Below are 24002 nucleotides of genomic sequence, written 5' to 3'. Positions count from 1 at the left end.
GGCTGCTGTTTGGGCGTTAGAGCAGGTAGGATGTACGCCTATTTTCGGGGTGGCATCTCAATGAAATTCAAGGATCTTCGGGATTTCGTGCAGCAACTGGAGCAGCGCGGCGAGTTGAAACGCATCCAGATTCCCATCTCTCCAGTGCTGGAGATGACGGAGGTCTGCGACCGCACGCTTCGGGCCAAAGGCCCGGCGTTGTTGTTCGAAAACCCCACGGGCTACGACATTCCGGTGCTGGGCAACCTGTTCGGCACGCCGGAGCGCGTGGCGCTGGGCATGGGCGCCGAAGCGGTCAGCGAACTGCGCGAAATCGGCAAGCTGCTGGCGTTCCTCAAGGAACCCGAGCCGCCGAAAGGCCTGAAGGACGCTTGGTCCAAGCTGCCGATTTTCCGCAAGATCATTTCCATGGCGCCGAAAGTCGTCAAGGACGCTATCTGTCAGGAAGTGGTGATCGAGGGCGAGGATGTCGACCTGGCCATGCTCCCTGTGCAGACCTGCTGGCCGGGCGACGTAGGGCCACTGATCACCTGGGGCCTGACCGTCACCAAGGGCCCGAACAAGGATCGCCAGAACCTGGGCATCTATCGTCAGCAGGTAATTGGTCGCAACAAGGTCATCATGCGCTGGCTGAGCCATCGGGGCGGAGCACTGGACTACCGTGAGTGGTGTGAAAAACACCCCGGCCAGCCATTCCCGGTGTCGGTGGCCCTGGGCGCGGACCCGGCGACCATCCTCGGCGCGGTCACGCCCGTGCCCGACAGCCTTTCCGAATATGCGTTCGCCGGCCTGTTGCGCGGCAACCGCACCGAGCTGGTGAAGTGCCGCGGCAACGACCTGCAAGTGCCGGCCACCGCCGAGATCATCCTTGAAGGGGTGATCCATCCTGGCGAAATGGCCGATGAAGGGCCGTACGGCGACCACACCGGTTACTACAACGAAGTCGACAGCTTTCCGGTGTTCACCGTCGAGCGCATCACCCATCGGATCAAGCCGATTTACCACAGCACCTATACCGGCCGTCCGCCCGATGAGCCGGCCATTCTCGGCGTGGCGCTGAACGAAGTGTTCGTGCCTATCCTGCAAAAGCAGTTTCCGGAAATCACCGATTTCTATTTGCCCCCGGAAGGCTGTTCGTATCGCATGGCCGTGGTGACCATGAAGAAGTCGTATCCGGGGCACGCCAAGCGGGTCATGCTGGGGGTCTGGTCGTTTTTGCGACAGTTCATGTACACCAAGTTCGTTATCGTCACCGACGACGATATCAACGCACGGGACTGGAACGACGTGATCTGGGCTATTACCACGCGCATGGACCCCAAGCGCGACACGGTGATGATCGAGAATACGCCGATCGACTACCTCGACTTCGCCTCGCCAGTGTCCGGCCTGGGGTCGAAGATGGGGCTCGATGCCACGCACAAATGGCCCGGTGAAACCACTCGTGAGTGGGGCCGGGTTATCGTCAAGGATGAAGCCGTTACCCAACGGATCGATGCCATCTGGAATCAGTTAGGAATAGATTGATGCGTGTAACCTTGCAGCCTTCCGGGGCGGTGCTGGAGATCCGGCCCGCCGAGCGGATTCTCGATGGCGCGCGGCGCCTGGGCTATGAATGCCCGCAAAGTTGCCGTAACGGCAACTGCCACGTCTGCGGCGCGTTGTTGGTGGAGGGCCGTGTGGAACAGGCGGGCGAGGTGCGCGATCACGGTGAGATCTTCACCTGCATCGCCGAGCCGCTGGAGGACTGCGTGGTGTTGTGGGATGGCGTGCTGTCGCCGGGTGAGCTACCGGTACGCAACCTGGCGTGCCAGGTGGTCGAGTGCGCCGACGTGGGGGGCGATGTCTGGCGAGTGCGCCTGCGTGCGCCGGCCGGCAAGCCGCCGCGCTATCACGCCGGGCAGTACCTGATGATCGAACGGGAAAACGGCGAAAAATCGGCCTTCTCCCTGGCCTCGGCGCCGCATTCGGGGCGCGAGCTGCAATTGCACGTGTTGGTGCGCGAAAGCAGTGCGCAAGCCCTGCTGGAGCAGCTGCGGCGCAACCCCAGCGTGCGCATCGAGATGCCTTTTGGCGACACGCATTTGTCCGAACTGCCCGATGGCCCGTTGGTACTGATCGCCGCCGGAACCGGCATGGCGCAGATGCACAGCCTGATCGAGCATTGCCGGGCGGCGGGTTTCAAGCACCCGGTGCACCTGTATTGGGGCGTGCGGCGGCCGGAAGATTTCTATGAAATCGAGCACTGGGACGAATGGAAAAAACTGCCGAACCTGTTCCTGCACAAAGTCGTCAGCGACTTGTGCGGCTGGGAAGGGCGCTGCGGCATGCTCCATGAAGCTGTATGCGAGGACATCAGCGATCTATCCGGCGTGCACGTCTACGCCAGCGGCTCGCCGGCCATGATCTACGCCACGCTCGATGCACTGGTCGAAGCCGGAATGGACGCCCATCAAATGCGCGCGGATGTCTTCGCCTATGCGCCACGTACTTAAAAACTCACCCGAATCCCGTGGCGAGGGAGCTTGCTCCCGCTCGGTTGCGCAGCGACCGCAAGTTTTTTAGGGCTGCTTCGCAGCCCAGCGGGAGCAAGCTCCCTCGCCACGGGTCATATATCGCCCGATATACCTATTCGATATTTAACCCATAAGCCAGATGCCGCTATGGTATATGCCAGCGCCCCGAGCATTCATGGCATCTAATTTGCCTTGGTTCTGCCAAGCGTCAGTGTCATGACGGCGCACCATCCAGCTTCATGAATTGCGAGGAGCCCTACGCTACCGGCCATGACCGCTATCGAATCCGCCATTACCTGTGCCTTGTACCCGCCAAGGCTCGACCTGGGCCCGCAACTGACCCGTGAGCAATTGCTCGCCTCGATGCAATTGACCATGAGTCTCCACCAGGGCGGTCCGGTCTGGCTGTTCGCATACGGTTCATTGATCTGGCGGCCCGAATGCACGGCGGTGGAGCGGATGCGCGGCCGGGTCCATGGTTACCATCGCGGTTTGTACCTGTGGTCCCACGAGCATCGCGGTACACCGGAGTTGCCGGGGCTGGTGTTCGGGCTGGATCGCGGCGGCTCGTGCAGCGGTTTCGCCTACCGATTGCCGGAGGAGAATCTCGAAGATTCGCTGTTTGCCCTGTGGCAGCGCGAGATGCCGGTCCCGTCCTATCGCCCGCATTGGCTCAGCTGCCGTCTCGAGGATGGCAGCCGGGTGCAAGCCTTGGGGTTTGTACTGGAGCGACACCTGCCCAGCTATGCCGGCAACCTGCCGGACCATGTGCTGAGCCAGGTATTTGAAAGCGCCTGTGGGCGTTATGGCACCACTCGCGATTATGTCGAGCAGACCATCCACGCCCTGCGCAGCCACGCCATGCCAGACCGGAACCTGGAGGCGCGGCTCAAGCGCTGTAAATCAGCGCTGGATCAGGCGACCGCTTCGCGGCTCTGACTGGCGATTTGCTTGTGCCACAGGGTTGGCGCGAGGAAGGCCATCGCCAGCAGGCAAGCACCGATCAACAACACAAAACCGCCGTCCCAGCCAAAATGGTCCACGGTGTAACCCATGGCGGCACTGGCCGCGACCGAGCCACCCAGGTAACCAAACAAGCCGGTGAAGCCTGCGGCGGTACCGGCGGCCTTCTTCGGTGCCAGTTCCAGTGCCTGCAAACCGATCAGCATCACCGGGCCGTAGATCAGGAAACCGATGGAAACCAGGGCGATCATGTCGACGGTCGGGTTGCCGGCCGGGTTCAGCCAGTACACCAGCGTCGCTACGGTCACCAGGGCCATGAACACCATGCCGGTCAGGCCACGGTTGCCGCGGAAGATCTTGTCCGACATCCAGCCGCACAGCAGCGTGCCGGGAATGCCCGCCCACTCGTAGAAAAAATAGGCCCAGGAGCTCTTGTCCACCGTGAAGCCCTTGGCTTCCTTGAGGTAGGTCGGCGCCCAGTCCAGCACGCCGTAGCGCAGCAGGTAGACAAACACGTTGGCCATGGCGATGTACCAGAGCATTTTGTTGCGCAGCACGTATTTGACGAAGATTTCCTTGGCGCTGAATTCGTTCTCGTGACTGGCGTCGTAGCCTTCCGGGTAGTCGTTCTTGTATTTCTCGATCGGCGGCAGGCCCACCGATTGTGGGGTATCGCGCATGGTCACGAAGGCGAACACGGCGACAGCAAGCGCTACAGCAGCCGGCACATAGAACGCCGCGTGCCAGTCATTGAACCAGCCCATCCCTAGCAGGAACAACGGGCCGATCAGGCCGCCGCCGACGTTGTGCGCCACGTTCCACACTGACACCACGCCGCCGCGTTCTTTCTGCGACCACCAATGCACCATGGTCCGTCCGCTGGGTGGCCAGCCCATGCCTTGGGCCCAGCCGTTGATGAACAGCAGGATGAACATCATGGTCACGCTTGACGTTGCCCAAGGCGCGAAACCGAACACGAACATCACCCCCGCCGAGACCAGCAAGCCGAAGGGCAGGAAGTAACGCGGGTTGGACCGGTCGGACACCAGGCCCATCAGGAACTTCGACAGCCCATAGGCGATGGCGATGGCCGACATGGCCAGGCCCAACTGACCACGGGTGTAACCTTCGTCGATCAGGTACGGCATGGCCAGGGAGAAGTTCTTGCGCAACAGGTAATAGCCGGCGTAGCCAATGAAGATGCCGGCGAAGATCTGCCAGCGCAGGCGTCGGTAGGTGCTGTCTATTTTTTCTTCAGGCAGGGACGCCTGATGGGCGGCAGGGCGAAAGAAGGCAAACATTCAAGGGCTCCAGGTTCTTGTTATGACTGCGGATGCGAATGTTACAGTTTCGTTACCGAAAATAGCATTGGTTCTTATCGTTTAAACAGCGAAATTTTTCTGATCGAATGTTCTTAAACGAACATGTCGCTCAGGTATTGGCGAAAGCTGTTGTAGGAAATGTCGCCACAGGCTTTTTTCACGCGGTGCATCGGTGGCAAGGGGGCAGGACAGTGGGAAAGGTCCTTCACCCAAATGGGAAGTCTCGCTATTCAGCCCCAAGGCCGCGGCCTCTACCCTCTATGTCTTTGCCAAGTCTGGCATTCAGGTGAGGGGTGAGGGCATGAGGTGGTGTGTCGTGATGCTGTTGTTGTGCTTGTCCGCTACGAGCGGGGCGACGGATGTGTTGTTGGTGCCCGAGCACAATCCCAAGCCGGACTACCCGACGGCCCTGCACCGGAAGGGCGTCGTGGGTGTGGTCCGGGTCGGCTTCACGGTGCATGCCGATGGTCGTGTCGATGAAGTCGCGATCCTGCGCAGCGATCATCCGGATTTCGCCGAGGCCGCACGGAAGGCCGTGAGGCAATGGCGCTTCAGGCCGTGGACGGTGGACCACGAGCATCCGGCGCAGACGCACGTCGTAGCGCCCTTCGAGTTCCGCCTGGATGGCTTGCCACTGGATGCCAACAAGTGGATCAAGACCTGGAAATGCTCGGTCATCAATTCGCATGCCAGGGGACAGCTGTGGGTAGAGGATTTGCTCCCGTTCCGTTACACCCGCAGTTACTTGTCCAATGTGTTTTTTGTGAAGCAGATGTCGGATGTGGAGCGTTTGGCCTTGATCGCCCGTTTCAACAGGCTCCTGCCTACGATCGTGCAGCGTTGCGGGAGTTTTCCTGCGGCACGGTATGTGCGGATGCTGCCGCAGGAGATTCGCGAGTTGCTTTAGTGCGGCTCAATAGCGGTCCGGCGCTTGAGGTCCTGACCGCTTTGACGCATTCAACGCACCTGCACAACCACCTTCCCCACCGCCTTGCGCTGCCCCAGGTCATTGATCGCCTGCGCCGCATTGCTCAGCGGGTACACCTGCGACACCAGCGGCTTGAGCTTGCCTTCGGCGAACCAACCGAACAATTGCTGGAAGTTGGCGGCGTTGTCCTGGGGCTGGCGCTGGGCGAAGGAACCCCAGAACACGCCCAACACGGCGGCGCCCTTGAGCAGGGCCAGGTTCACCGGTAACTCGGGGATGCGTCCGCTGGCAAAGCCCACCACCAGCAACCGGCCGTTCCAGGCGATGGCGCGGATGGCCTGGTCGAACAGGTCGCCACCCACCGGATCGTAGATCACATCGGCACCCTGGCCGTCGGTGAGGCGCTTGATTTCATCCTTCAGGCTGGTTTCGTTGTAGTTGATCAATTCGTCGGCGCCGGCCGCCTTCGCCACGGCGAGTTTTTCGGCGCTGCTGGCAGCGGCGATCACCCGGGCGCCCATGGCCTTGCCGATCTCCACCGCCGCCAGACCGACACCACCGGATGCGCCGAGCACCAGCAGGGTTTCGCCGGCTTGCAGGTTGGCCCGTTGCTTGAGGGCATGCATCGAGGTGCCATACGTCATGCTGAAGGCGGCGGCGGTGTTGAAGTCCATGGACGCAGGGATCGGCAACACGTTGTAGCCAGGTACCGCCACCTGTTCGGCAAAGCTGCCCCAGCCAGTCAGCGCCATCACCCGGTCGCCGACCTTCAAGTGGCTGACTTTCTCTCCCACGTCGCTGACGACGCCCGCCGCTTCGCCGCCGGGGGAGAACGGGAAGGGTGGCTTGAATTGGTATTTGCCCTCGATGATCAGCGTGTCAGGGAAGTTCACCCCGGCGGCATGCACGTCCAGCAGCACTTCGTTCTTCTTGGCGATGGGGCTGGCGACGTCTTCCAGCACCAGCGATTCGGCGGGGCCGAATTCTTTGCACAGCACGGCTTTCATCAGGGCTATTCCTTTGGGAGTGATGGCCGATAAGTGTAGGTGTGAGAGAGAACGGGTCAACGAGCATGCCCTGCCCTGATAGCCGGCTATAAGCTTGTGCTTGAACGGCGGGGCGGTATGCTGGGCCGCAAACCGGATGAGGAATCAATTGTGAAAGCGTGGATCATGTTGATGCTGGCCCTGTCGTTGCCTGTGGCAGCTATGGCCGAAGAGGGCAAGGAAGCGAAGGAGGGTGAGGCGCCGAAGGTCAGCTACATCACCCTCAGCCCGCCCTTTGTCGGCAACTATGGGCTCGACGGTTCGGCGAAGTTGAGGGTCTACAAGGCCGATGTGGCCCTGCGCGTGACAGGAGATGCCGCAGCAGCGGCGGTCAAGGCCAATGAGCCGTTGATTCGCAACCAGTTGGTGGCGCTGTTCGCCCAGCAGACCACCGAGACGATGAACAACCTTGAGGCCAAGGAAAAGCTGCGTCAGGAAGCGTTGAAGCAGACCCAGCAGGTGATGAACGACGAAACCGGCAAGCCGATGGTCGATGACCTGTTGTTCAACAACCTGATCATTCAGTAAACCGGCTCGATCGCAGCCTTTGGCAGTGCCCGGATCTCCTGGCGCTGCCCAAGGCTGCTTTTTTTCGTCAAGACGCCAGGCTCTTCCGAAACCGGGCCAGGGCGATTGCAAAGAACAAAAGTCCGATGGCCGCCAGTGCCAGCAGGTCCGGCCAGATCACCCCAGGGCCGGCATCTCGGAACAGGATCGCCGCGCTGAGGCTGACGTAATGCGTCGAGGGCGAGCCTTGCATCACCCATTGCAACCATTGCGGCATGCTGTCCAGCGGTGTACTGCCGCCCGACAACAGCAGCATCGGAATGATAACCGGGATCGCCAGCAGGCCGAATTGCGGCGTCGAACGGGCGAGGGTGGCGAGGAAGATGCCCAGTGAGGTGCTGGCGAACAGGTAGAGTGCGGTCACCAGCAGGAAGAGCACCATGGAGCCGGCGAGTGGAACCCCCAAGGCGAACTTGACGATGATTTCCAGCGATGCCCAGGTGCACAGCACCACCACCAGCAGGTTGCTCCAGATTTTCGCCAGCATGATTTCCAATGCCGTCAGCGGCAGCACCAGCAAGTGGTCGAGGGTGCCGTGCTCGCGCTCGCGCAGCAGCGCGGTCCCCGTCAGGATGATGGCCAGGATCGTGATGTTGTTGACGATCTGGATCACCGCCAGGAACCAGCCACCTTCCAGATTGGTATTGAACAGCGAACGCGTGGTCAGCCTCACGGGCGTTGCTTCGCTCGTTTGTGCCTGGCCGGCGTAGGTGGTCAGTTCCTGTTGGAAAATCCGTCCGATGTAGCCGGCGCCCATGAACGCCTGGCTCATGGCCGTGGCGTCGACGTTGAGTTGCAGCGTCGGTTCGCGCCCAGCGAGCAGGTCGGCCTGGAAGTTGGCGGGCACGTTGATGACAAAGGTGTAGCGGCCACTGTCCATGACCTTGTCCAGTTCAGCATAGGGCAAGGCCACCGGGTTCTGGAACTCCGGCGGTTGCAGGAGCTGGGCCAATTGGCGCGAAAGATGGCTCTGGTCTTCGTCCACTATTGCAACACTGGCGTTGTGGACGCCGATTACCGAACCTGCGGCCGGCATATAGATCGCCACGGTGAAGGCGTAGCCCAAAAACAGCAGCAGGACGGAGTCGTATCGCAGGCTGGTCAGTTCCTTGAGCCCCAGACGCCAGATATGTGAAAGCGTGTGCATCAGGCCTCCTGCTTTTTCAGCATGATCAGGCTGAGCCCGGTGAAGCCCAGGAAAAAACCGCCCAGCGCCAGGCATTGCGGCCATAGCTGGCGCAGGTCCAGGGCCTTGGTGAAGGTGCCGACGGCGATATCCAGGAAGTAACCGGCGGGAAACAACTGGCCCATCACCGCAGCGGCACCTTCCAGGGACGAACGCGGCACGATCAACCCCGAAAACTGGATGGTCGGCAGGCTGGTGATGATCATGGTGCCGAGGATCGCCGCGATCTGGGTGCGGGTGAACGCCGAGATCAGCAGCCCCATGCTGGTGGTCGCCAGTACATAGAGCAGGCCGCCGATCGCCAGCGTCAGGCCGCTGCCCTTGAACGGCACACCGAACAGCCAGCGGTTCATCGCTGCCAGCAGGGCGAGGTTGATCAGGCTGACCGCCAGGTAGGGCACTTGTTTGCCCAGCAGGAACTCCAGTCGGGTCAGTGGCGTGGCGTAGAAGTTGGTGATCGAGCCCAGCTCCTTCTCCCGCACGATGCCCAGCGCCGTCAACATGGCCGGAATGAACGCCAGGATCAGCGCCATGACCCCAGGCCCGATGGCGTTGACGCTGACCACGTCCTGGTTGTAACGAAAGCGCGTTTCCAGCGTTGCGCCGGGTTGCCGGTTGGGCGCGCGGCTGCTGAGTTCAGCCAGTTGCTCAAGGTTGGCCTGGTGCACGGCCTGGACGTAGTTGCGACTGGTCTCGGCTCGAAACGGTATGCCGCCGTCCAGCCAGGCGCCCACCGTCGGTTGACGGCCGGCGTAAAGGTCACGCCCGAAACCGGGGGGGATTTCCAGGGCCAGCTTGATCTCCGAGCGCTGCAAGCGTCGATGCAGCTCCTTCGCGTCGCTGATGATCGGTTGCTCCTCGAAGTAGCGCGAGCTACGGAACGCTTCCAGGTAGGCACGGCTTTGCGGGCTCTGATCCTGGTCAAACACGGCGAAGGCCAGTTTCTCCACATCGAGGGAAATACCGAAGCCGAAGACCACCATCATGAACAAGGCGCCCAGCAAGGCAAATGCCATCCGCACCTTGTCGCGCAGCAGCTCCTTGCCTTCCCGGCTGGCGACGGCCCACAGGCGACCGAGGCTCAGGCCGCGCCGGTCCCGGGGGGCGTCGGCACTGTCGAGGGGCACGGGGGCGGCGTCTTGCTGCGTCTCGCCCTGGGCTTTCTCCAGGCAGGTGACGAACGCGGCTTCCAGCGTCTGGCCGTTGAACTGCGCCTGCAAGGCTGCCGGCGTGTCACAAGCCAGGACCTTGCCGGCGTGCATCAGCGAAATACGATCGCAGCGCTGGGCCTCGTTCATGAAGTGCGTGGAAAGAAAAATCGTCACGCCCTGTTCGCGAGACAGCTCAATCAGCAGCCGCCAGAAATCATCCCGCGCAGCCGGGTCGACACCCGAGGTCGGTTCATCGAGGATCAGCACTTCCGGGCGATGCAACACCGCCACCGCCAGGGACAAACGCTGGCGCAGGCCCAGTGGCAGGGCGCCGGAAGGCTGGTCCGCCAGCGCTTGGAGATTGAAGCGCTGGATCAGTTCGTCGATGCGCTGGCGACTGTCCGTCGTGGGCAGGTCGAAGAGCTTGGCGTGCAGTTCCAGGTTCTGGCGCGCACTCAGTTCGCCGTACAGCGAAAAGCTCTGGGACATGAAACCCACCCGCTTGCGGGTGGCGAGGTCCTTGGCGTTGACCGGGTTGCCCAGTAGCCGGGCACTGCCTTCGCTGGCGGGGATCAGCCCGGTCAGCACCTTCATGGTGGTGGTCTTGCCGCAGCCGTTGGAACCCAGGAACCCGAAGATCTCACCGCGACCAATCGCGAAACTGACCTTGTCGACGGCGGTGAAATCACCGAAGCGCAAGGTGAGGTCGTGGGCTTCGATGGCAATGTCGGCGGTGTTGGCGCTCCTGGGGGGGATCACCAGCGGCTCGACATCGCGGCCGCTGTCGCCCTGGAAATGGGTGAAGGCCGAGTCGAGCTTGCCGTCTGGCGTGACTGTAGCCAGCTCGGCACTCAAACCCTTGGCGATCAAGCGACCGTTGTCGAGCATCAGGCAATGCTCGAATTGTTCGGCCTCTTCCATGTACGCGGTGGCGACCAGGAGGGTCAGTTGCGGGCGTTGCCGACGCACGTCTTCTATCAGTTCCCAGAAGCGACGCCGGGACAGCGGGTCCACGCCGGTGGTGGGCTCGTCGAGAATCAGCAGGTCCGGTTCATGGATCAGTGCGCAACACAGGCCGAGCTTCTGTTTCATGCCGCCGGACAGTTTGCCCGCCGGGCGATCGGCAAAACGCTGCAGATCGGTGGCCAGCAGCAATGTGCCCATGCGCTGTTCGCAGTCTGCCCGGGATAACCCGAACAGCGTGCCGAAGAAGCGAATGTTCTCGCGTATCGACAGGTCCGGGTAAAGGTTGCCCCCCAACCCTTGGGGCATGAAGGCAATGCGTCGGTAGAGGGTGTTGCGATGGCGTCGGTCGTCAATCGAGGCGCCGAGTACGTCCAGTTGGCCGTGCTGGAGTTTCTTCACTCCGGCAATCAGCCCCAGCAGGCTCGATTTGCCGGCACCGTCCGGACCGATCAGACCGCAGCGAGTGCCGGCGGGCAGGCTGAAGGCGATATCGCTCAGCGCCACCTGCTGGCCGTAGCGGTGTTCCAGGCCCGAGGCGCGCAATGCCTCGCCGGCGGGGGCGCTCATTGCAAGTTGGCCGGCCAGTCGATGGGGGCGGTGCGTACATAGCCGGCACCTGGCATGCCGGGTTTGGCCTGGGGCACTTCGCCGGGGCGGGTCAGGCGTACTTTGACGCGGAACACCAGTTTCTGGCGCTCATCACGGGTTTCGACTTCTTTCGGGGTGAACTGGGACTTGGCCGCGACGAAACTGACCTTAGCGGGCAGAGGTCGCTCGGGCAGAGCGTCGAGCAACAGTCGCGCTTCATCGCCTACCGCCAGTTTCCCCGCCACCGACGCCGGCAGGTAGAGGTTCATGTATTGGTCGTTCGGATCGATCATCAGCAACACTCGACCGCCGGCGCCCAGCACTTCACCTGGCTCGGCCAGGCGCAACTGGATCACGCCGTCGAGCGGTGCCCGCAACGTGCTGTCATCTATTTCACTGGTGAGTTGGGCCACTTGGGCCAGGGTCGCGCCGATGGCCGCATTCGCCGCCGATACCTGGGCCCGGGCGGCGTTGACCGCGGCATTGGCGGTGTCGACGCGGGCTTGTTGCTGGTCGATGACCTGGCCGCTGGCGTAACCGCGCTTGAACAGTTCCTGGGTCCGCTTGAGCTCCTGGTGAGCGAGCAATTGTTCGCTCTGGCGCAACTGCACGTTGGCTTCGGTGGCAGCAAGGTTCTGCCGGGCCCGCACGACTTCGGCCTCGGCCTGGTTGCGCTGAGCCTCCAGGGTGCGGGTGTCCATGCGCGCCAGCACCTGGCCCTTGATGACGTTGTCGCCTTCGTCGACCTGAACTTCGGCCAGGCGTCCGGGGGTTTTGCTGGCAATCTGGACCTCGGTGGCCTCAAGGCGACCGTTGCCCATGCTCAAGCCTTCCGGCAGGCGATCGTGGCGCGATTTCCAATAGCCGAAACCGCCGGCGGCCAGCAAAACAGTCATCAAGGCGAGGGCAAAAAAGCGAGAAGTACGATGGTTTGTCGACATGTCCGGCATCCTGCGGCTATAGCATCGAAGTCTGCCAGATCAGCGAACGACCCCGTTTGATATCCATCAACTCATTGGCGATCAGCGCAGCGCCATGACCGCTGCCCATTGTTCGGGTGTAACGGGCATCACCGACAGTCGCGAGCCTTTTTGCACCAGTGGCATTTCAGCCAGGGCGGTCTGTTGCTTGAGGTAATCGAGCTTCAGCACGTGGGGAAACGTTTCGACATGGGCCACGTCGATCGCGGTCCAGGGGTTTTTGTCCAGGCAGGCCTTGGGGTCGAAGTAATGGCTGTCGGGTTCCAGCGCCGTTGGGTCAGGGTAGGCCGCACGGACAATCCGGCCGATCCCGGCAATGCCTGGCTCGGGGCAACTGGAGTGATAGAAAAAGAACATGTCGCCCACCGCCATGGTTCGCAGAAAGTTACGCGCCTGGTAGTTGCGAACCCCGTCCCAGCGTGCCTGGCCGAGCTTTTCCAAGCCTTGGATGGATAATTCGTCGGGCTCGGATTTCATCAGCCAATAGGCCATGATTGCTACTCCTTGGCGGTGTTGAAAAAATAGTTCAGCGATTTTATGACAAACCGACAGTCGGTTGACGCCAGAGTTTGCGTGTCGGGGCCGGTTGCCGCAAAATGCCGGCCTTCCAAGCTTGACGCTGCTGCACGGCCAATAAGAAAACCGCTGCTGTCATCGTGTGTGATATGCCTTGAGGGGGGCAATCGATGAAACGCAAACCGGATTTGTTGTGGATCCTGGTCATTCTGTTCGGTCTGGGTGTCGTGACCACGGGTTACGCCCAAAGCCTGTGGGCCAACAAGACCGGCGCGCCGGTGGAAATCACCCAACCCGCGGCATCGTTCAAACGCTGAACCCGCTTTCCTGGCGCCGCTGATGATCGCGGCGTCTACCCCGCGATATACCAATGCCTGTCGCTGACCGTTCCCTGCAGCGGTACGTCCCAGCTTGCCTGCACCAATCGTTCGACTTTCTGGCATTCATGGGCCAGCCCCAGCAGCGTTGGCTTGCGCCACTGCTTGCGTCGCGCCAGATACGCCAGGCTGCGGTCATAAAAGCCGCCGCCCATGCCCAGTCGACCACCCGCATCGTCAAACCCCACCAATGGCAACAACACCAGGTCCAGCGTCCAGACCTTGCGTTGCCGGGCGATGTTCTTGCGCGGCTCAGGAATACGAAACCGGTTGGGTTGCATTTTTTCGCCGGGGTGGATGCGCTGGAACACCATCTTGGTCTGCGGCCATGGGCTGAGCACAGGCAGGTAAGTGGCCTTGCCCCGGCGTTGGGCTTCGCGCAGCAGCAGGCGCGGATCGATCTCGCCGTCGTTGGGCAGGTAGAGGGCGATGTGCTGCGCACGGCGAAACAGCGGATGCTGGGCCAGTTGCTTGAACAGCCCGTGGGCGGCTTGCCGTTGCTGGGCGGGCGTCAGGGCGCGACGGGCCTGGCGCAGCAGGCGTCGAAGTTGCGGGCGGGGCAGCAGCGCAGGTTCGGTCATATCAATGCTTCACGCAGTGGCGATGCCACAGCGTAACCGCAAAACAGGCTGCTCAGAAATGCCTGCGCCAGAAACGACAATGCCAGTCCATATGGACTGGCATTGCCTGGAGTCAGGCTCCCCGGATGAACCGCTGTCGGCTTAGCCCTTGAACCCGAAAGTTCAAGGTGGAAGTTGCAGGGGGCGTTAAGGCTTTCCGTCAAGCGGACATGCACACCGGCCCCAACGTGCAACCCCCGTGGTTGTGCGTATCGGCTCAGGGACATCACCAACTGGCAAGCACCCCAGGGAGTGAGGCGAGTATACCCCAGGCAGCCTCGCGAATCAGCCCTTGCTGACGTCTGGATCGGTGGCGAGCACCAGATCCACCCGGTCGAGCAGGTCGCGCACCTGTTCACGGGTTGAGCCGCTGACCTGCAGGTCCGGCGTATCCTGGCGATGCAGCAGGTCGTGGGTGATGTTCAAGGCGGCCATTACGGCGATGCGGTCGGCGCCGATGACTTTGCCGCTGCTGCGGATCTCGCGCATCTTGCCATCCAGGTAACGGGCGGCGCTCACCAGGTTGCTACGCTCTTCCTGGGGGCAGATGATCGAATATTCTTTGTCGAGTATCTGCACGGTAACGCTATTGCTTGAACTCATGAGTCTTGCTCCAGGGCCTTGAGGCGCGAAATCATCGATTCGACCTTACGCCGGGCGATTTCGTTTTTTTCAATGAGGTGCGCGCGTTCCTCGCGCCAGGTTTTTTCCTGAGCTAATAGGAGTCCGTTTTGGCTCTTAAGTTGCTCGACCCGGTCAATTAGCAGTTCGAGTCTGGCCATCAGCGCTTGCAGGTCGGTGTCTTCCATTGTGTCCACTGAAGATTGTGTCTGATGGAGGGTATGAGTCGCACAGCCTCTGATAGTCTTGGCGAGTCTGTCGATGTAGGATACAAGGCCTCCATTCTAGACATAGCGCCGTCTGGCGCCTAGCTGCCCATGCCCATTCAGAATTCCCCGTATCAAGCATTCGCCACCCTGCTGAGCACCAGTGGCCATCCTGTCTCGCCTGCCGAACTGCATGGCCTGTTGCTCGGCCGCAGTTGCGCCGGCGCCGGGTTCGATGCCGACGGCTGGTTGGCTGACGCCGCAGAACTGCTGGAAGGCGAGCCGGCGGACAACGTCCGCAACGCGCTGATCGGCCTGCAGGAAATGGTCAAGGGCGAGCTGACCAGTGACGACATGACCGTCGTCCTGCTGCTGCCCACTGACGACGCCCCCTTGGCTGAACGCGCCGCTGCTCTGGGCCAGTGGTGCCAGGGCTTCCTCGCCGGCTTCGGCCTGACCCGCCGCGAATACGCCTTGAGCGAAGAGGCCAAGGAGGTGTTGCAGGACTTGGCCGCGATCTCCCAGGTCCAGGATGCCCTGGAAGAATCCGATGACGGCGAAAGCGACTACATGGAAGTGATGGAGTACCTGCGGGTCGCGCCATTGCTGCTGTTCACCGAGACCAAGAAAACCGATGCAGCGGCCGCCAAGCCGTCCTTGCATTAATTTTTAGAGGGAACACCGTCTGCCCATGATTCATATCCCGAAATCGGAATACAGCCGTCGCCGCAAGGCCCTGATGGCGCAGATGGAACCCAACAGCATCGCAATCCTGCCCGCCGCCGCTATTGCGATCCGCAACCGCGACGTCGAGCACGTCTACCGCCAGGACAGCGACTTCCAGTACCTCAGCGGCTTTCCCGAGCCGCAAGCGGTGCTGGTGCTGATGCCGGGCCGCGCCCATGGCGAATACATCCTCTTTTGCCGCGAGCGCAACGCCGAACGTGAGTTGTGGGATGGCCTGCGCGCCGGCCAGGAAGGGGCGATCCGTGACTACGGTGCCGACGACGCGTTTCCCATCACCGATATCGACGACATCCTGCCGGGCCTGATCGAAGGGCGCGACCGGGTGTATTCGGCCATGGGCAGCAACCCGGAATTCGACCGGCACCTGATGGAGTGGATCAACGTGATTCGCTCCAAGGCCCACCTCGGCGCCCAGCCGCCGAACGAATTCGTTGCCCTGGATCACTTGCTGCATGACATGCGCCTGTATAAATCGGCGGCAGAAGTGAAAGTGATGCGCGAAGCGGCGCGGATTTCCGCCCAGGCGCACATTCGGGCGATGCAGGCGGCGCGTCCGGGGCTGCATGAGTTCAGCCTGGAAGCCGAGCTGGACTATGAGTTTCGCAAGGGTGGGGCAAAAATGCCGGCCTATGGCTCGATCGTCGCGGCGGGGCGCAACAGCTGCATCCTGCACTACCAGCAGAACGACGCGCTGCTCAAGGACGGCGACTTGGTGCTGATCGACGCCGGCTGTGAAATCGACTGCTACGCCAGCGATATCACCCGTACCTGGCCGGTCAGTGGCAAGTTTTCACCCGAGCAGAAGGCGATCTACGAAGTGGTGCTGGCTGCCCAGGAAGCCGCGTTTGCCCAGATCGCGCCGGACAAACACTGGAACCAGGCCCACGAAGCGACGGTGCGGGTGATTACAGAGGGGCTGGTGCGCCTTGGGCTGCTGGAGGGTGAGGTGGATGCGTTGATCGCCAGCGAAGCCTACCGGGCGTTCTACATGCATCGCGCTGGCCACTGGCTGGGCATGGACGTGCATGACGTGGGTGAATACCGCGTTGGTGGCGAGTGGCGGGTGCTTGAGGTCGGCATGACGCTGACGGTGGAGCCGGGCATCTACATCAGCCCGAACAACCGCAGCGTAGCGAAAAAATGGCGCGGCATTGGCGTGCGCATCGAGGATGACGTGGTAGTGACCAGAACCGGTTGTGAAATCCTGAGCCACGGCGTGCCGAAGACGGTCGCCGACATCGAGGCCCTGATGGCCGCTGCCCGGACGCAAGCGGCATGAGCCGGGTCAATCTGGCGATCGTTGGCGGCGGCCTGGTCGGCGCGAGCCTGGCGCTGGCCCTGCAGGCCGGTGCCAAGGCCCGGGGCTGGAAGATCATGCTGATCGAGCCCTTCGCTCCCGGCAACGCCTGGCAGCCGAGCTACGACGCCCGGTCCTCGGCATTGTCCTACGGTGCCCGGCAGATTTATCAACGCTTGGGTGTCTGGCAGGAGATTTCCCGCCGCGCCGAACCGATCAAACAGATCCATGTATCCGACCGCGGGCGGTTTTCCACGGCGCGTCTGTCGGCTATGGAGGAGGGCGTGCCGGCGCTGGGCTACGTGGTGGAAAACGCCTGGCTCGGCCAGTGCCTGTGGCAAGGCCTGGACCCTGAGGTGGTCAGTTGGCGCTGCCCGGCGCAGGTCACCCGCATGGAGCCGCTGGTCGGCGGTTATCGCCTGACCCTCGACGACGAAACCACCCTGGAATGCGACCTTGCCGTACTGGCCGATGGCGGCCGCTCCGGCCTGCGTGAGCAGTTGGGTATCGGCGTGCGCAGTCGACCCTACGACCAGAGTGCCTTGATCGCCAACATCACCCCCAGCGAAGCCCACAATGGCATGGCTTTCGAACGTTTCACCGATGACGGCCCGATGGCCTTGTTGCCGCTGCCGGAGAATCGTTGCGCGCTGGTCTGGACCCGCCAGGGCATGGACGCACAACGGCTGGCGGCCCTCGACGAGCGCAGTTTCCTCAGCGAGTTGCAGGGCGTGTTCGGTTATCGCCTGGGCACCCTGAAACAGGTGGGCGTGCGACATCTGTACCCGCTGGCGCTGGTGGAGGCCGAAGAACAGGTCCGTCCGCACCTGGCGATCCTGGGCAACGCCGCCCACAGCCTGCACCCGATTGCCGGGCAGGGGTTCAACTTGTCCCTGCGTGATGCCCAGGCCCTTGCCGATGCCCTGCTCGACAGTGAAAGCGAGCCAGGGGATTTTGCCGTGTTGCAAGCCTATCGCGAGCGCCAGCGAATGGATCAGGTCCTGACCGTGGGCTTCTCCGACCAAGTCACGCGGCTGTTCGCCAGCAACCTGCCGTTGGTGTCCCTGGGCCGTAACCTCGGCCTGTTGGGCCTCGACTTGCTGCCGCCGGCCAAGCGTTGGTTCGCCCGTCAGGCCATGGGGCTGGGGACACGTCCCGATGCTTGAGGCCGGGGCTGTCATTTCTTTTCAAGGGCGACCGATGTCGCCAGCAAAACAGGCTTAGAGCATGGAATTGCGTGCAGATCTGCTGATTGTCGGCGCCGGTATGGTCGGCAGCGCCCTGGCGCTGGCGTTGCAGGGCAGTGGCCTGCAAGTGCTGTTGCTCGACGGCAGCCCGATGAGCGTCAAACCCTTCGATCCCCAGGCCGCGTTCGAGCCCCGAGTCAGTGCCTTGTCGACGGCCAGCCAGCGGATCCTCGATCGCTTGGGTGTCTGGGACGGCATCACCGCCCGACGCGCCAGCCCCTATACCGACATGCACGTCTGGGACGGCAGCGGCACCGGGCAGATCCATTTCTCGGCCGCCAGCCTGCACGCCGAGGCGCTTGGGCACATCGTTGAAAACCGCGTTGTGCAGGATGCCTTGCTGGACCGACTGCATGACTGCGACCTGGGCCTGCTGGCCAATGCCCGGCTGGAGCAGATGCGTCGTTCCGGTGACGACTGGCTGCTGACCTTGGCCGATGGCCGCACGTTGCGCGCGCCCCTGGTCATCGCGGCTGACGGCGCGAATTCCGCAGTGCGCCGCCTGACTGGCGTTGCCACGCGCGAATGGGATTACCTGCACCACGCCATCGTCACCAGCGTGCGCAGCGCTCGGCCGCATCGAATGACGGCCTGGCAGCGTTTCACCGACAACGGTCCGCTGGCGTTCCTGCCACTTGAGCGTGACGGTCAGCACGATTGGTGCTCGATTGTCTGGTCCACCACCCCCGGTGAAGCGCAGCGCTTGATGGCGCTCGATGAAACTGAATTCTGCAGCGAACTGGAACGAGCCTTTGAAGGCCAGCTCGGTACGGTACTGAGTGCCGACCCACGCCTGTGCGTGCCGCTGCGCCAACGACATGCCAAGCGCTATGTGGCCGAAGGGCTGGCGCTGATCGGCGACGCGGCCCATACCATTCATCCGTTGGCCGGGCAGGGCGTGAACCTGGGCTTCCTCGACGCCGCCGTGCTGGCCGAAGTGCTGTTGCAGGCGGCCGGGCGTGGCGAACGACTGGCGGACGTGAAGGTGCTGAGCCGCTACGAGCGGCGACGCATGCCCCATAACCTGGCGTTGATGGCGGCGATGGAAGGTTTCGAGCGGTTGTTCCAGGCCGATCCATTACCCGTGCGCTGGTTGCGTAACACCGGGCTGAAACTGGTAGACCGCATGCCTGAGGCCAAGGCGTTGTTCGTGCGCGAGGCGCTGGGGTTGATTGGGGATTTGCCGGATCTGGCCAAGGCCTGAGATGTGGGTTGGGGCTTATGGCCCTGTCGCGGGCAAGCCTTGCTCCCACAGGTGTGCAACTTGGGACGAGCTTTGTGGGAGCAAGGCTTGCCCGCGATGACGGACGCAAAACACTGCGCATCTCAAAGTTGCAACATTTGGAAATGTGTCCACCCACTGTTCGATTGAGTTGCCAAATGTGAGTCCTTATCATTTGCGCTTCGTTCACAATCCAGAGACCGCTACCATGTTGGCAACCAAGCGCCTGCTGTCCGCCCTCGCCTTGACCCTGATCGGCTCCACTGCCGTACAGGCCGCCGATGAGGTGGTGGTCTACTCTTCGCGCATCGACGAACTGATCAAGCCGGTCTTCGATGCCTACACCAAGAAGACCGGTGTGTCGGTGAAGTTCATCACCGACAAGGAAGCGCCGCTGATGCAGCGGATCAAGGCCGAAGGCGAGAACGCCACCGCCGACCTGCTGCTCACCGTCGACGCCGGCAACCTCTGGCAGGCCGAGCAAATGGGCATTCTCCAGCCGTTCACGTCGCCGGTGATCGACGCCAACATCCCGTCCCAATATCGCGCCTCTTCCCACGCCTGGACCGGCTTGAGCCTGCGGGCGCGAACCATTGTCTACTCCACCGAGCGGGTCAAACCCAGCGAATTGACCACCTACGAAGCGCTGGCTGGCAAAGAGTGGGAAGGCCGCCTGTGCCTGCGGACCTCGAAGAAGGTCTACAACCAGTCGCTGACCGCCACGCTGATCGAAACCCACGGTGCGGAAAAAACCGAGGAGATCCTCAAGGGCTGGGTCCGGAACCTGTCCACCGACGTCTTCTCCGATGACACCGCGCTGCTTGAGGCAATCAACGCCGGGCAATGCGACGTCGGCATCGTCAATACCTATTACTATGGCCGCCTGCACCAGCAGAAGCCGGACCTGAAGGTGAAGCTGTTCTGGCCGAACCAGGCCGACCGTGGGGTGCACATCAACCTCTCGGGGATTGGCTTGACCAAGCATGCACCGCATCCGGACGCCGCGAAGAAGCTGGTGGAGTGGATGACCACGCCGCAAGCGCAGAGTATCTTCGCCGACGTGAACCAGGAATTCCCGGCCAACCCGAAAGTCGAGCCGTCCAAGGAAGTAGCGGCTTGGGGCAAGTTCAAGGCCGATACCCTGCCAGTGGAAGTCGCGGGTAAACGCCAGGCCGAAGCCATCCGCATGATGGATCGCGCTGGCTGGAATTAAGACGAGCTTGTGCTCCTGATGGGATGTGGCGAGGGAGCTTGCTCCCGCTGGAGGGCGAAGCCCTCCCAGAAGATCTGCTGGGATCTATCTCAAGGGCCATGATCCAGGGCCTGGGGCTACTTCGTAGCCCAGCGGGAGCAAGCTCCCTCGCCACAGGGGCAATTTGTCAGCGATGATATTTGGGCACACATTGCGCGGCACAATCATTTAAACGAGAGCTCCCCTTGGCCCACCCCGTCCAACGCCGCTGGTATCCCCTGGTCTTCGCCATCGCCGCGCTGGTCCTGCTGCCCCTTAGCGTCTTGCTGTTGTCCTGGCAGAGCATCGACCAACAGATATGGTCCCACCTGTGGGATACGCAAATGCCGCGCTTGTTGGGCAACACCCTCACGTTGATCCTTGGCGTGGGTGTCGGGGTGACGTTGCTGGGTGTCAGTCTCGCCTGGCTCACCAGCCTGTGTGAGTTCCCCGGGCGACGCTGGCTCGACTGGGCGTTGATGCTGCCGTTTGCGATTCCGGCCTACGTGTTGGCGTTTGTCTTCGTTGGCCTGCTGGACTTTGCCGGCCCCGTACAGACGCTCATGCGCGAATGGTTCGGCAGCGGCCTGCGCCTGCCCCGGGTCCGTTCCACCGGAGGGGTGATCCTGGTGCTGGTGCTGGTCTTTTACCCTTACGTCTATCTGCTGGCGCGCAGTGCATTCCTGGCCCAGGGCAAGGGCTTGATGGAAGCGGCGCGGGTGCTCGGGCAGTCGCCGTGGCAGGCTTTCTGGCGCGTGGCGCTGCCGATGGCCCGGCCGGCCATCGGTGCGGGCGTGGCGTTGGCGCTGATGGAAACCCTGGCGGATTTTGGCGCGGTGTCGGTGTTCAACTTCGACACCTTTACCACCGCGATCTACAAGACCTGGTATGGCTTTTTCAGTCTCTCCAGTGCTGCCCAACTGGCCAGCCTGCTGTTGCTGGCGGTGATGCTGGTGGTCTACGGCGAACGCCGGGCTCGTGGTGCCCACCGAGCCAGTAACGAACGTCCCCGAGCCAAGGCTTTGTATACGTTGCGCGGTCTGAAGGCCGCGGCAGCCAGCAGTTGGTGTTTCCTGGTGTTCGCCTGTGCCTTTGTCATTCCGGTGCTGCAATTGGTGGTGTGGTTCTGGCAACGCGGTCGTTTCGACCTGGACGAACGTTATGCCGGGCTGATCGTCCACACCCTCTACCTGGGCGGCCTGGCCGCGCTGATCACCGTTTGCGTGGCCTTGCTGCTGGCGTTCGCCCGACGGCTGGCGCCAACCCGTCCGATTCGTGCCGGCGTTGGCCTGGCGAACCTGGGCTATGCCTTGCCCGGTTCGGTGCTCGCGGTGTCGATCATGCTTGCATTCAGCTACCTGGACCGTGAGCTGGTCATCCCGCTGTCGACCTGGCTCGGAGGGGCAGGCAAACCGTTGTTGCTGGGTAGCCTGTCGGCGTTGTTGCTGGCGTATCTGGTGCGCTTTTTGGCGGTGGCCTACGGTCCGTTGGAGAGCAGTCTGGCGCGCATTCGTCCGTCTTTGCCCGAGGCTGCACGCAGCCTTGGGGTCAGTGGGCCACGACTGTTTTTCAAAGTGTATCTGCCCTTGCTGTTGCCCGGCACTTTGAGCGCGGCGTTGCTGGTGTTCGTCGACGTGCTCAAGGAAATGCCCGCGACGCTGCTGATGCGTCCGTTCGGCTGGGACACGCTGGCGGTGCGGATCTTCGAGATGACCAGCGAAGGGGAGTGGGCCCGGGCCGCGCTGCCGGCGCTGACGTTGGTACTGGTGGGGTTGTTGCCAGTCATCGGATTGATACGACGTTCGGCCCATCGAAACAGCTAGGTGCCAGTCCCATCTCATGCGGCTACAATGCGCGGCATTCGGTGCGGTCCGTCTGTCGGACCGGGCAACTGAGAACGTCAGAAAACTCCTTTTTTCAGATGTTCGCGCTATGCAGTGCCCGTCCGCACCTTCGCCAAGCCCGGAAGGAGAAACCCATGGGACAGCGTACGCCTCTGTATGACCTTCATCTCGCCCTCGGCGCGAAGATGGTCGATTTTGGCGGTTGGGATATGCCTTTGCATTACGGCTCGCAAGTCGAAGAACACCATCAGGTGCGTCGCGACTGCGGAGTGTTCGATGTATCCCACATGACCGTGATCGATGTCGACGGCCCCCAGGCCAAGGTTTGGCTGCAGCGTTTGCTGGCCAATGACGTCGATCGCTTGCAGGACACAGGCAGTGCCCTGTACAGCGCGATGCTCAATGAGCGCGGCGGCATCGTCGACGACATGATTATCTACCGTGTCGAGGACGGTTATCGATTGGTCTTCAACGCCTCGACTCGCGATCAGGATCTGGCCTGGATGCAGGCACAACTCGGTGGCTACGACGTGCAGCTGCATGAGCGCCCCGAACTGGCGATGCTGGCGATCCAAGGCCCCCAGGCCCGGCAGAAGATTGCCGAACTGGTGACGCAGCCGCGTGGGCAAATCATCCAGCAACTCAAGCCTTTCGAAGGGCGCGCCGACGGCGAATGGTTCATCGCCCGGACCGGCTACACCGGCGAGGATGGCCTGGAAATCGTCTTGCCTGCCCAGGAGGCCCCGAGTTTCTTCAACGACCTGGTAGGGGCCGGCATTTCGCCAATTGGCCTCGGCGCCCGCGATACCTTGCGCCTGGAGGCCGGCATGAACCTCTACGGCCAGGACATCAATCAAGACGTTTCGCCCCTGGCCTCGAACATGGCCTGGAGCATCGCCTGGGAACCGGCGAGCCGTCCGTTCATCGGGCGCAGTGCGCTGGAAGCCGAGCTTGCCAGCGGTGTGCAGCACAAACTGGTCGGGCTGGTGCTGGAAGAGCGGGGTGTTTTGCGCGCCCATCAGGTGGTTCGCATCGCCAATGTTGGCGAAGGGGAGATCACCAGTGGTAGTTTTTCTCCTACGCTTAGCAAGTCGATCGCCCTGGCACGTGTTCCGATGGCAACCGCCGACCGTGCCGAGGTAGAAATTCGTGGTAAGTGGTACCCGGTACGGGTGGTCAAGCCGACCTTCGTCCGCCATGGCAAAACCCTGATCTAACCTTTTTGCGGCGGGCCGCTGGCCGCTGACACTTTCTATTGAGGACACAGAATATGAGTGATATCCCTGCCGAACTGCGTTTTGCCGAAAGCCATGAGTGGGCACGCCTGGAAGCTGACGGTACCGTCACCGTGGGCATCAGCGATCATGCGCAGGAAGCCCTGGGCGATGTGGTCTTTGTCGAGCTGACTGAAGTCGGTAAGGTCTTTGGCGCAGGTGACCAGGCCGGTGTGGTTGAGTCGGTCAAAGCTGCTTCCGACATCTATTCCCCGATTGCGGGTGAAGTGATCGCGATCAACGAAGAGTTGAGCGCCTCGCCTGAGCTGCTGAACTCCGATCCGTACGGCGCCTGGATCTTCAAGCTCAAGCCAAGCGACAAGGCCGAGGTGGGAAAGTTGCTTGATGCGGCAGGCTACAAGGCTGCTATCGGCGAATAAGGACGACTGCACATGTGTGCGAGCTTGCTCGCGATAGCGGTGGATCGATCGTTCCCACGCTCCTGCGTGGGAATGTCGCCAGGGACGCTCCGCGTTCCGCTTCTGAAATGTGACGCAGAGCGTCACGGGATGCATCCCCACGCAGAGCGTGGGGACGATCAGCTTCAAGCCAATCCACGGGTTGTCTGGGCTGACGCCTTCGCGAGC

Annotated in this window: 23 protein-coding genes and 1 other RNA gene; 14 read left to right on the top strand and 10 right to left on the bottom strand. The window is 62.1% G+C overall.

Annotated features, from left to right (window positions below):
• The first annotated feature begins 60 nt into the window (after positions 1 to 60).
• The 3 genes from ubiD (at position 61) to V7773_RS19345 (ending at position 3455) form a co-directional block, all read left to right on the top strand.
• A complete protein-coding gene (ubiD, locus tag V7773_RS19355; protein ID WP_336074580.1) occupies positions 61 to 1527 on the top strand; it encodes a 4-hydroxy-3-polyprenylbenzoate decarboxylase in 1467 nt (488 codons plus the stop codon).
• Complete coding sequence (locus tag V7773_RS19350) at positions 1527 to 2495, top strand: CDP-6-deoxy-delta-3,4-glucoseen reductase (RefSeq protein ID WP_092149175.1); 969 nt, start codon at positions 1527 to 1529, stop codon at positions 2493 to 2495. Before ubiD ends, V7773_RS19350 begins: the two co-directional genes overlap by 1 nt.
• A 291-nt stretch (positions 2496 to 2786) precedes the next feature.
• The gene (locus V7773_RS19345; protein ID WP_063323863.1) at positions 2787 to 3455 is read left to right on the top strand and encodes a gamma-glutamylcyclotransferase; all 669 of its coding nucleotides are present in this window, start codon (positions 2787 to 2789) and stop codon (positions 3453 to 3455) included.
• Here V7773_RS19345 and glpT read toward each other — a convergent pair.
• Positions 3431 to 4780: a glycerol-3-phosphate transporter gene (glpT, locus tag V7773_RS19340; protein WP_336074576.1), complete on the bottom strand. Its 1350-nt coding sequence runs from the start codon at positions 4778 to 4780 to the stop codon at positions 3431 to 3433. The genes V7773_RS19345 and glpT overlap by 25 nt on opposite strands.
• 340 nt (positions 4781 to 5120) lie before the next feature.
• Between glpT and V7773_RS19335 the strand changes: the two genes are divergently transcribed.
• Positions 5121 to 5708, top strand: a complete 588-nt coding sequence (locus V7773_RS19335) for an energy transducer TonB (RefSeq protein ID WP_336074631.1) — start codon at positions 5121 to 5123, stop codon at positions 5706 to 5708.
• A gap of 50 nt (positions 5709 to 5758) precedes the next feature.
• Here V7773_RS19335 and V7773_RS19330 read toward each other — a convergent pair whose 3' ends face one another.
• Positions 5759 to 6736 carry an NADPH:quinone oxidoreductase family protein gene (locus V7773_RS19330; protein WP_336074575.1) on the bottom strand — a complete coding sequence of 326 codons (978 nt, stop codon included), beginning with the start codon at positions 6734 to 6736 and terminating at the stop codon, positions 5759 to 5761.
• A gap of 150 nt (positions 6737 to 6886) precedes the next feature.
• Between V7773_RS19330 and V7773_RS19325 the strand changes: the two genes are divergently transcribed.
• Entirely contained in the window at positions 6887 to 7303 is a 417-nt protein-coding gene (locus V7773_RS19325; RefSeq protein ID WP_063325204.1) for a flagellar basal body-associated protein FliL, read from the top strand.
• A gap of 67 nt (positions 7304 to 7370) precedes the next feature.
• Here the strand turns inward: V7773_RS19325 and V7773_RS19320 are convergent, their stop codons facing one another.
• The 4 genes from V7773_RS19320 to V7773_RS19305 form a co-directional block, all read right to left on the bottom strand.
• On the bottom strand, positions 7371 to 8489 hold the full coding sequence (locus V7773_RS19320; RefSeq protein ID WP_063323867.1) for an ABC transporter permease: 1119 nt from the start codon (positions 8487 to 8489) through the stop codon (positions 7371 to 7373).
• Complete coding sequence (rbbA, locus tag V7773_RS19315) at positions 8489 to 11212, bottom strand: ribosome-associated ATPase/putative transporter RbbA (protein WP_336074571.1); 2724 nt, start codon at positions 11210 to 11212, stop codon at positions 8489 to 8491. Before rbbA ends, V7773_RS19320 begins: the two co-directional genes overlap by 1 nt.
• Positions 11209 to 12174 (bottom strand): HlyD family secretion protein, encoded by a 966-nt coding sequence (locus V7773_RS19310; RefSeq protein ID WP_063323869.1) that lies wholly within the window; start codon positions 12172 to 12174, stop codon positions 11209 to 11211. Before V7773_RS19310 ends, rbbA begins: the two co-directional genes overlap by 4 nt.
• A gap of 81 nt (positions 12175 to 12255) precedes the next feature.
• The gene (locus V7773_RS19305; RefSeq protein ID WP_063323870.1) at positions 12256 to 12705 is read right to left on the bottom strand and encodes an EVE domain-containing protein; all 450 of its coding nucleotides are present in this window, start codon (positions 12703 to 12705) and stop codon (positions 12256 to 12258) included.
• Between the two features lie 194 nt (positions 12706 to 12899).
• Between V7773_RS19305 and V7773_RS19300 the strand changes: the two genes are divergently transcribed.
• Entirely contained in the window at positions 12900 to 13046 is a 147-nt protein-coding gene (locus V7773_RS19300) for a hypothetical protein (RefSeq protein WP_336074566.1), read from the top strand.
• Positions 13047 to 13081: 35 nt separating this feature from the next.
• Here the strand turns inward: V7773_RS19300 and V7773_RS19295 are convergent, their stop codons facing one another.
• From V7773_RS19295 to V7773_RS19280, 4 genes are all read right to left on the bottom strand, one after another.
• A complete protein-coding gene (locus tag V7773_RS19295) occupies positions 13082 to 13687 on the bottom strand; it encodes a 5-formyltetrahydrofolate cyclo-ligase (protein ID WP_336074564.1) in 606 nt (201 codons plus the stop codon).
• Between the two features lie 114 nt (positions 13688 to 13801).
• Positions 13802 to 13981, bottom strand: a non-coding RNA gene (gene ssrS, locus V7773_RS19290) — 6S RNA.
• A gap of 30 nt (positions 13982 to 14011) precedes the next feature.
• Positions 14012 to 14329: a cell division protein ZapA gene (locus tag V7773_RS19285; RefSeq protein WP_003177364.1), complete on the bottom strand. Its 318-nt coding sequence runs from the start codon at positions 14327 to 14329 to the stop codon at positions 14012 to 14014.
• The gene (locus V7773_RS19280; RefSeq protein WP_003177365.1) at positions 14326 to 14535 is read right to left on the bottom strand and encodes a TIGR02449 family protein; all 210 of its coding nucleotides are present in this window, start codon (positions 14533 to 14535) and stop codon (positions 14326 to 14328) included. Before V7773_RS19280 ends, V7773_RS19285 begins: the two co-directional genes overlap by 4 nt.
• Positions 14536 to 14664: 129 nt before the next feature.
• Between V7773_RS19280 and V7773_RS19275 the strand changes: the two genes are divergently transcribed.
• The 8 genes from V7773_RS19275 to gcvH all read left to right on the top strand — a co-directional run bounded on the left by V7773_RS19275 (position 14665) and on the right by gcvH (position 23795).
• Positions 14665 to 15219 carry a YecA/YgfB family protein gene (locus V7773_RS19275; protein WP_072342955.1) on the top strand — a complete coding sequence of 185 codons (555 nt, stop codon included), beginning with the start codon at positions 14665 to 14667 and terminating at the stop codon, positions 15217 to 15219.
• A gap of 25 nt (positions 15220 to 15244) precedes the next feature.
• Positions 15245 to 16579 (top strand): Xaa-Pro aminopeptidase, encoded by a 1335-nt coding sequence (gene pepP / locus V7773_RS19270; protein ID WP_336074563.1) that lies wholly within the window; start codon positions 15245 to 15247, stop codon positions 16577 to 16579.
• Positions 16576 to 17763, top strand: coding sequence for a 2-octaprenyl-6-methoxyphenyl hydroxylase (ubiH, locus tag V7773_RS19265; protein WP_336074562.1), 1188 nt, complete (start codon positions 16576 to 16578; stop codon positions 17761 to 17763). Before pepP ends, ubiH begins: the two co-directional genes overlap by 4 nt.
• 67 nt (positions 17764 to 17830) lie before the next feature.
• Positions 17831 to 19048, top strand: a complete 1218-nt coding sequence (locus V7773_RS19260; RefSeq protein ID WP_172898772.1) for a 2-octaprenyl-3-methyl-6-methoxy-1,4-benzoquinol hydroxylase — start codon at positions 17831 to 17833, stop codon at positions 19046 to 19048.
• A gap of 226 nt (positions 19049 to 19274) precedes the next feature.
• The gene (locus V7773_RS19255) at positions 19275 to 20279 is read left to right on the top strand and encodes an extracellular solute-binding protein (protein ID WP_336074559.1); all 1005 of its coding nucleotides are present in this window, start codon (positions 19275 to 19277) and stop codon (positions 20277 to 20279) included.
• A 224-nt stretch (positions 20280 to 20503) separates the two neighbouring features.
• A complete protein-coding gene (locus V7773_RS19250) occupies positions 20504 to 22120 on the top strand; it encodes an ABC transporter permease (protein ID WP_063323877.1) in 1617 nt (538 codons plus the stop codon).
• A 155-nt stretch (positions 22121 to 22275) separates the two neighbouring features.
• Positions 22276 to 23358 (top strand): glycine cleavage system aminomethyltransferase GcvT, encoded by a 1083-nt coding sequence (gene gcvT, locus V7773_RS19245; protein ID WP_063323878.1) that lies wholly within the window; start codon positions 22276 to 22278, stop codon positions 23356 to 23358.
• Between the two features lie 53 nt (positions 23359 to 23411).
• Positions 23412 to 23795, top strand: coding sequence for a glycine cleavage system protein GcvH (gene gcvH, locus V7773_RS19240; RefSeq protein ID WP_336074556.1), 384 nt, complete (start codon positions 23412 to 23414; stop codon positions 23793 to 23795).
• The last annotated feature ends 207 nt before the right edge of the window (positions 23796 to 24002 follow it).

This window comes from Pseudomonas sp. 3JA, assembly GCF_036961705.1.
GTDB lineage: Bacteria > Pseudomonadota > Gammaproteobacteria > Pseudomonadales > Pseudomonadaceae > Aquipseudomonas > Aquipseudomonas fluorescens_Q.
This window is presented reverse-complemented; position numbering and strand designations above follow the sequence as displayed.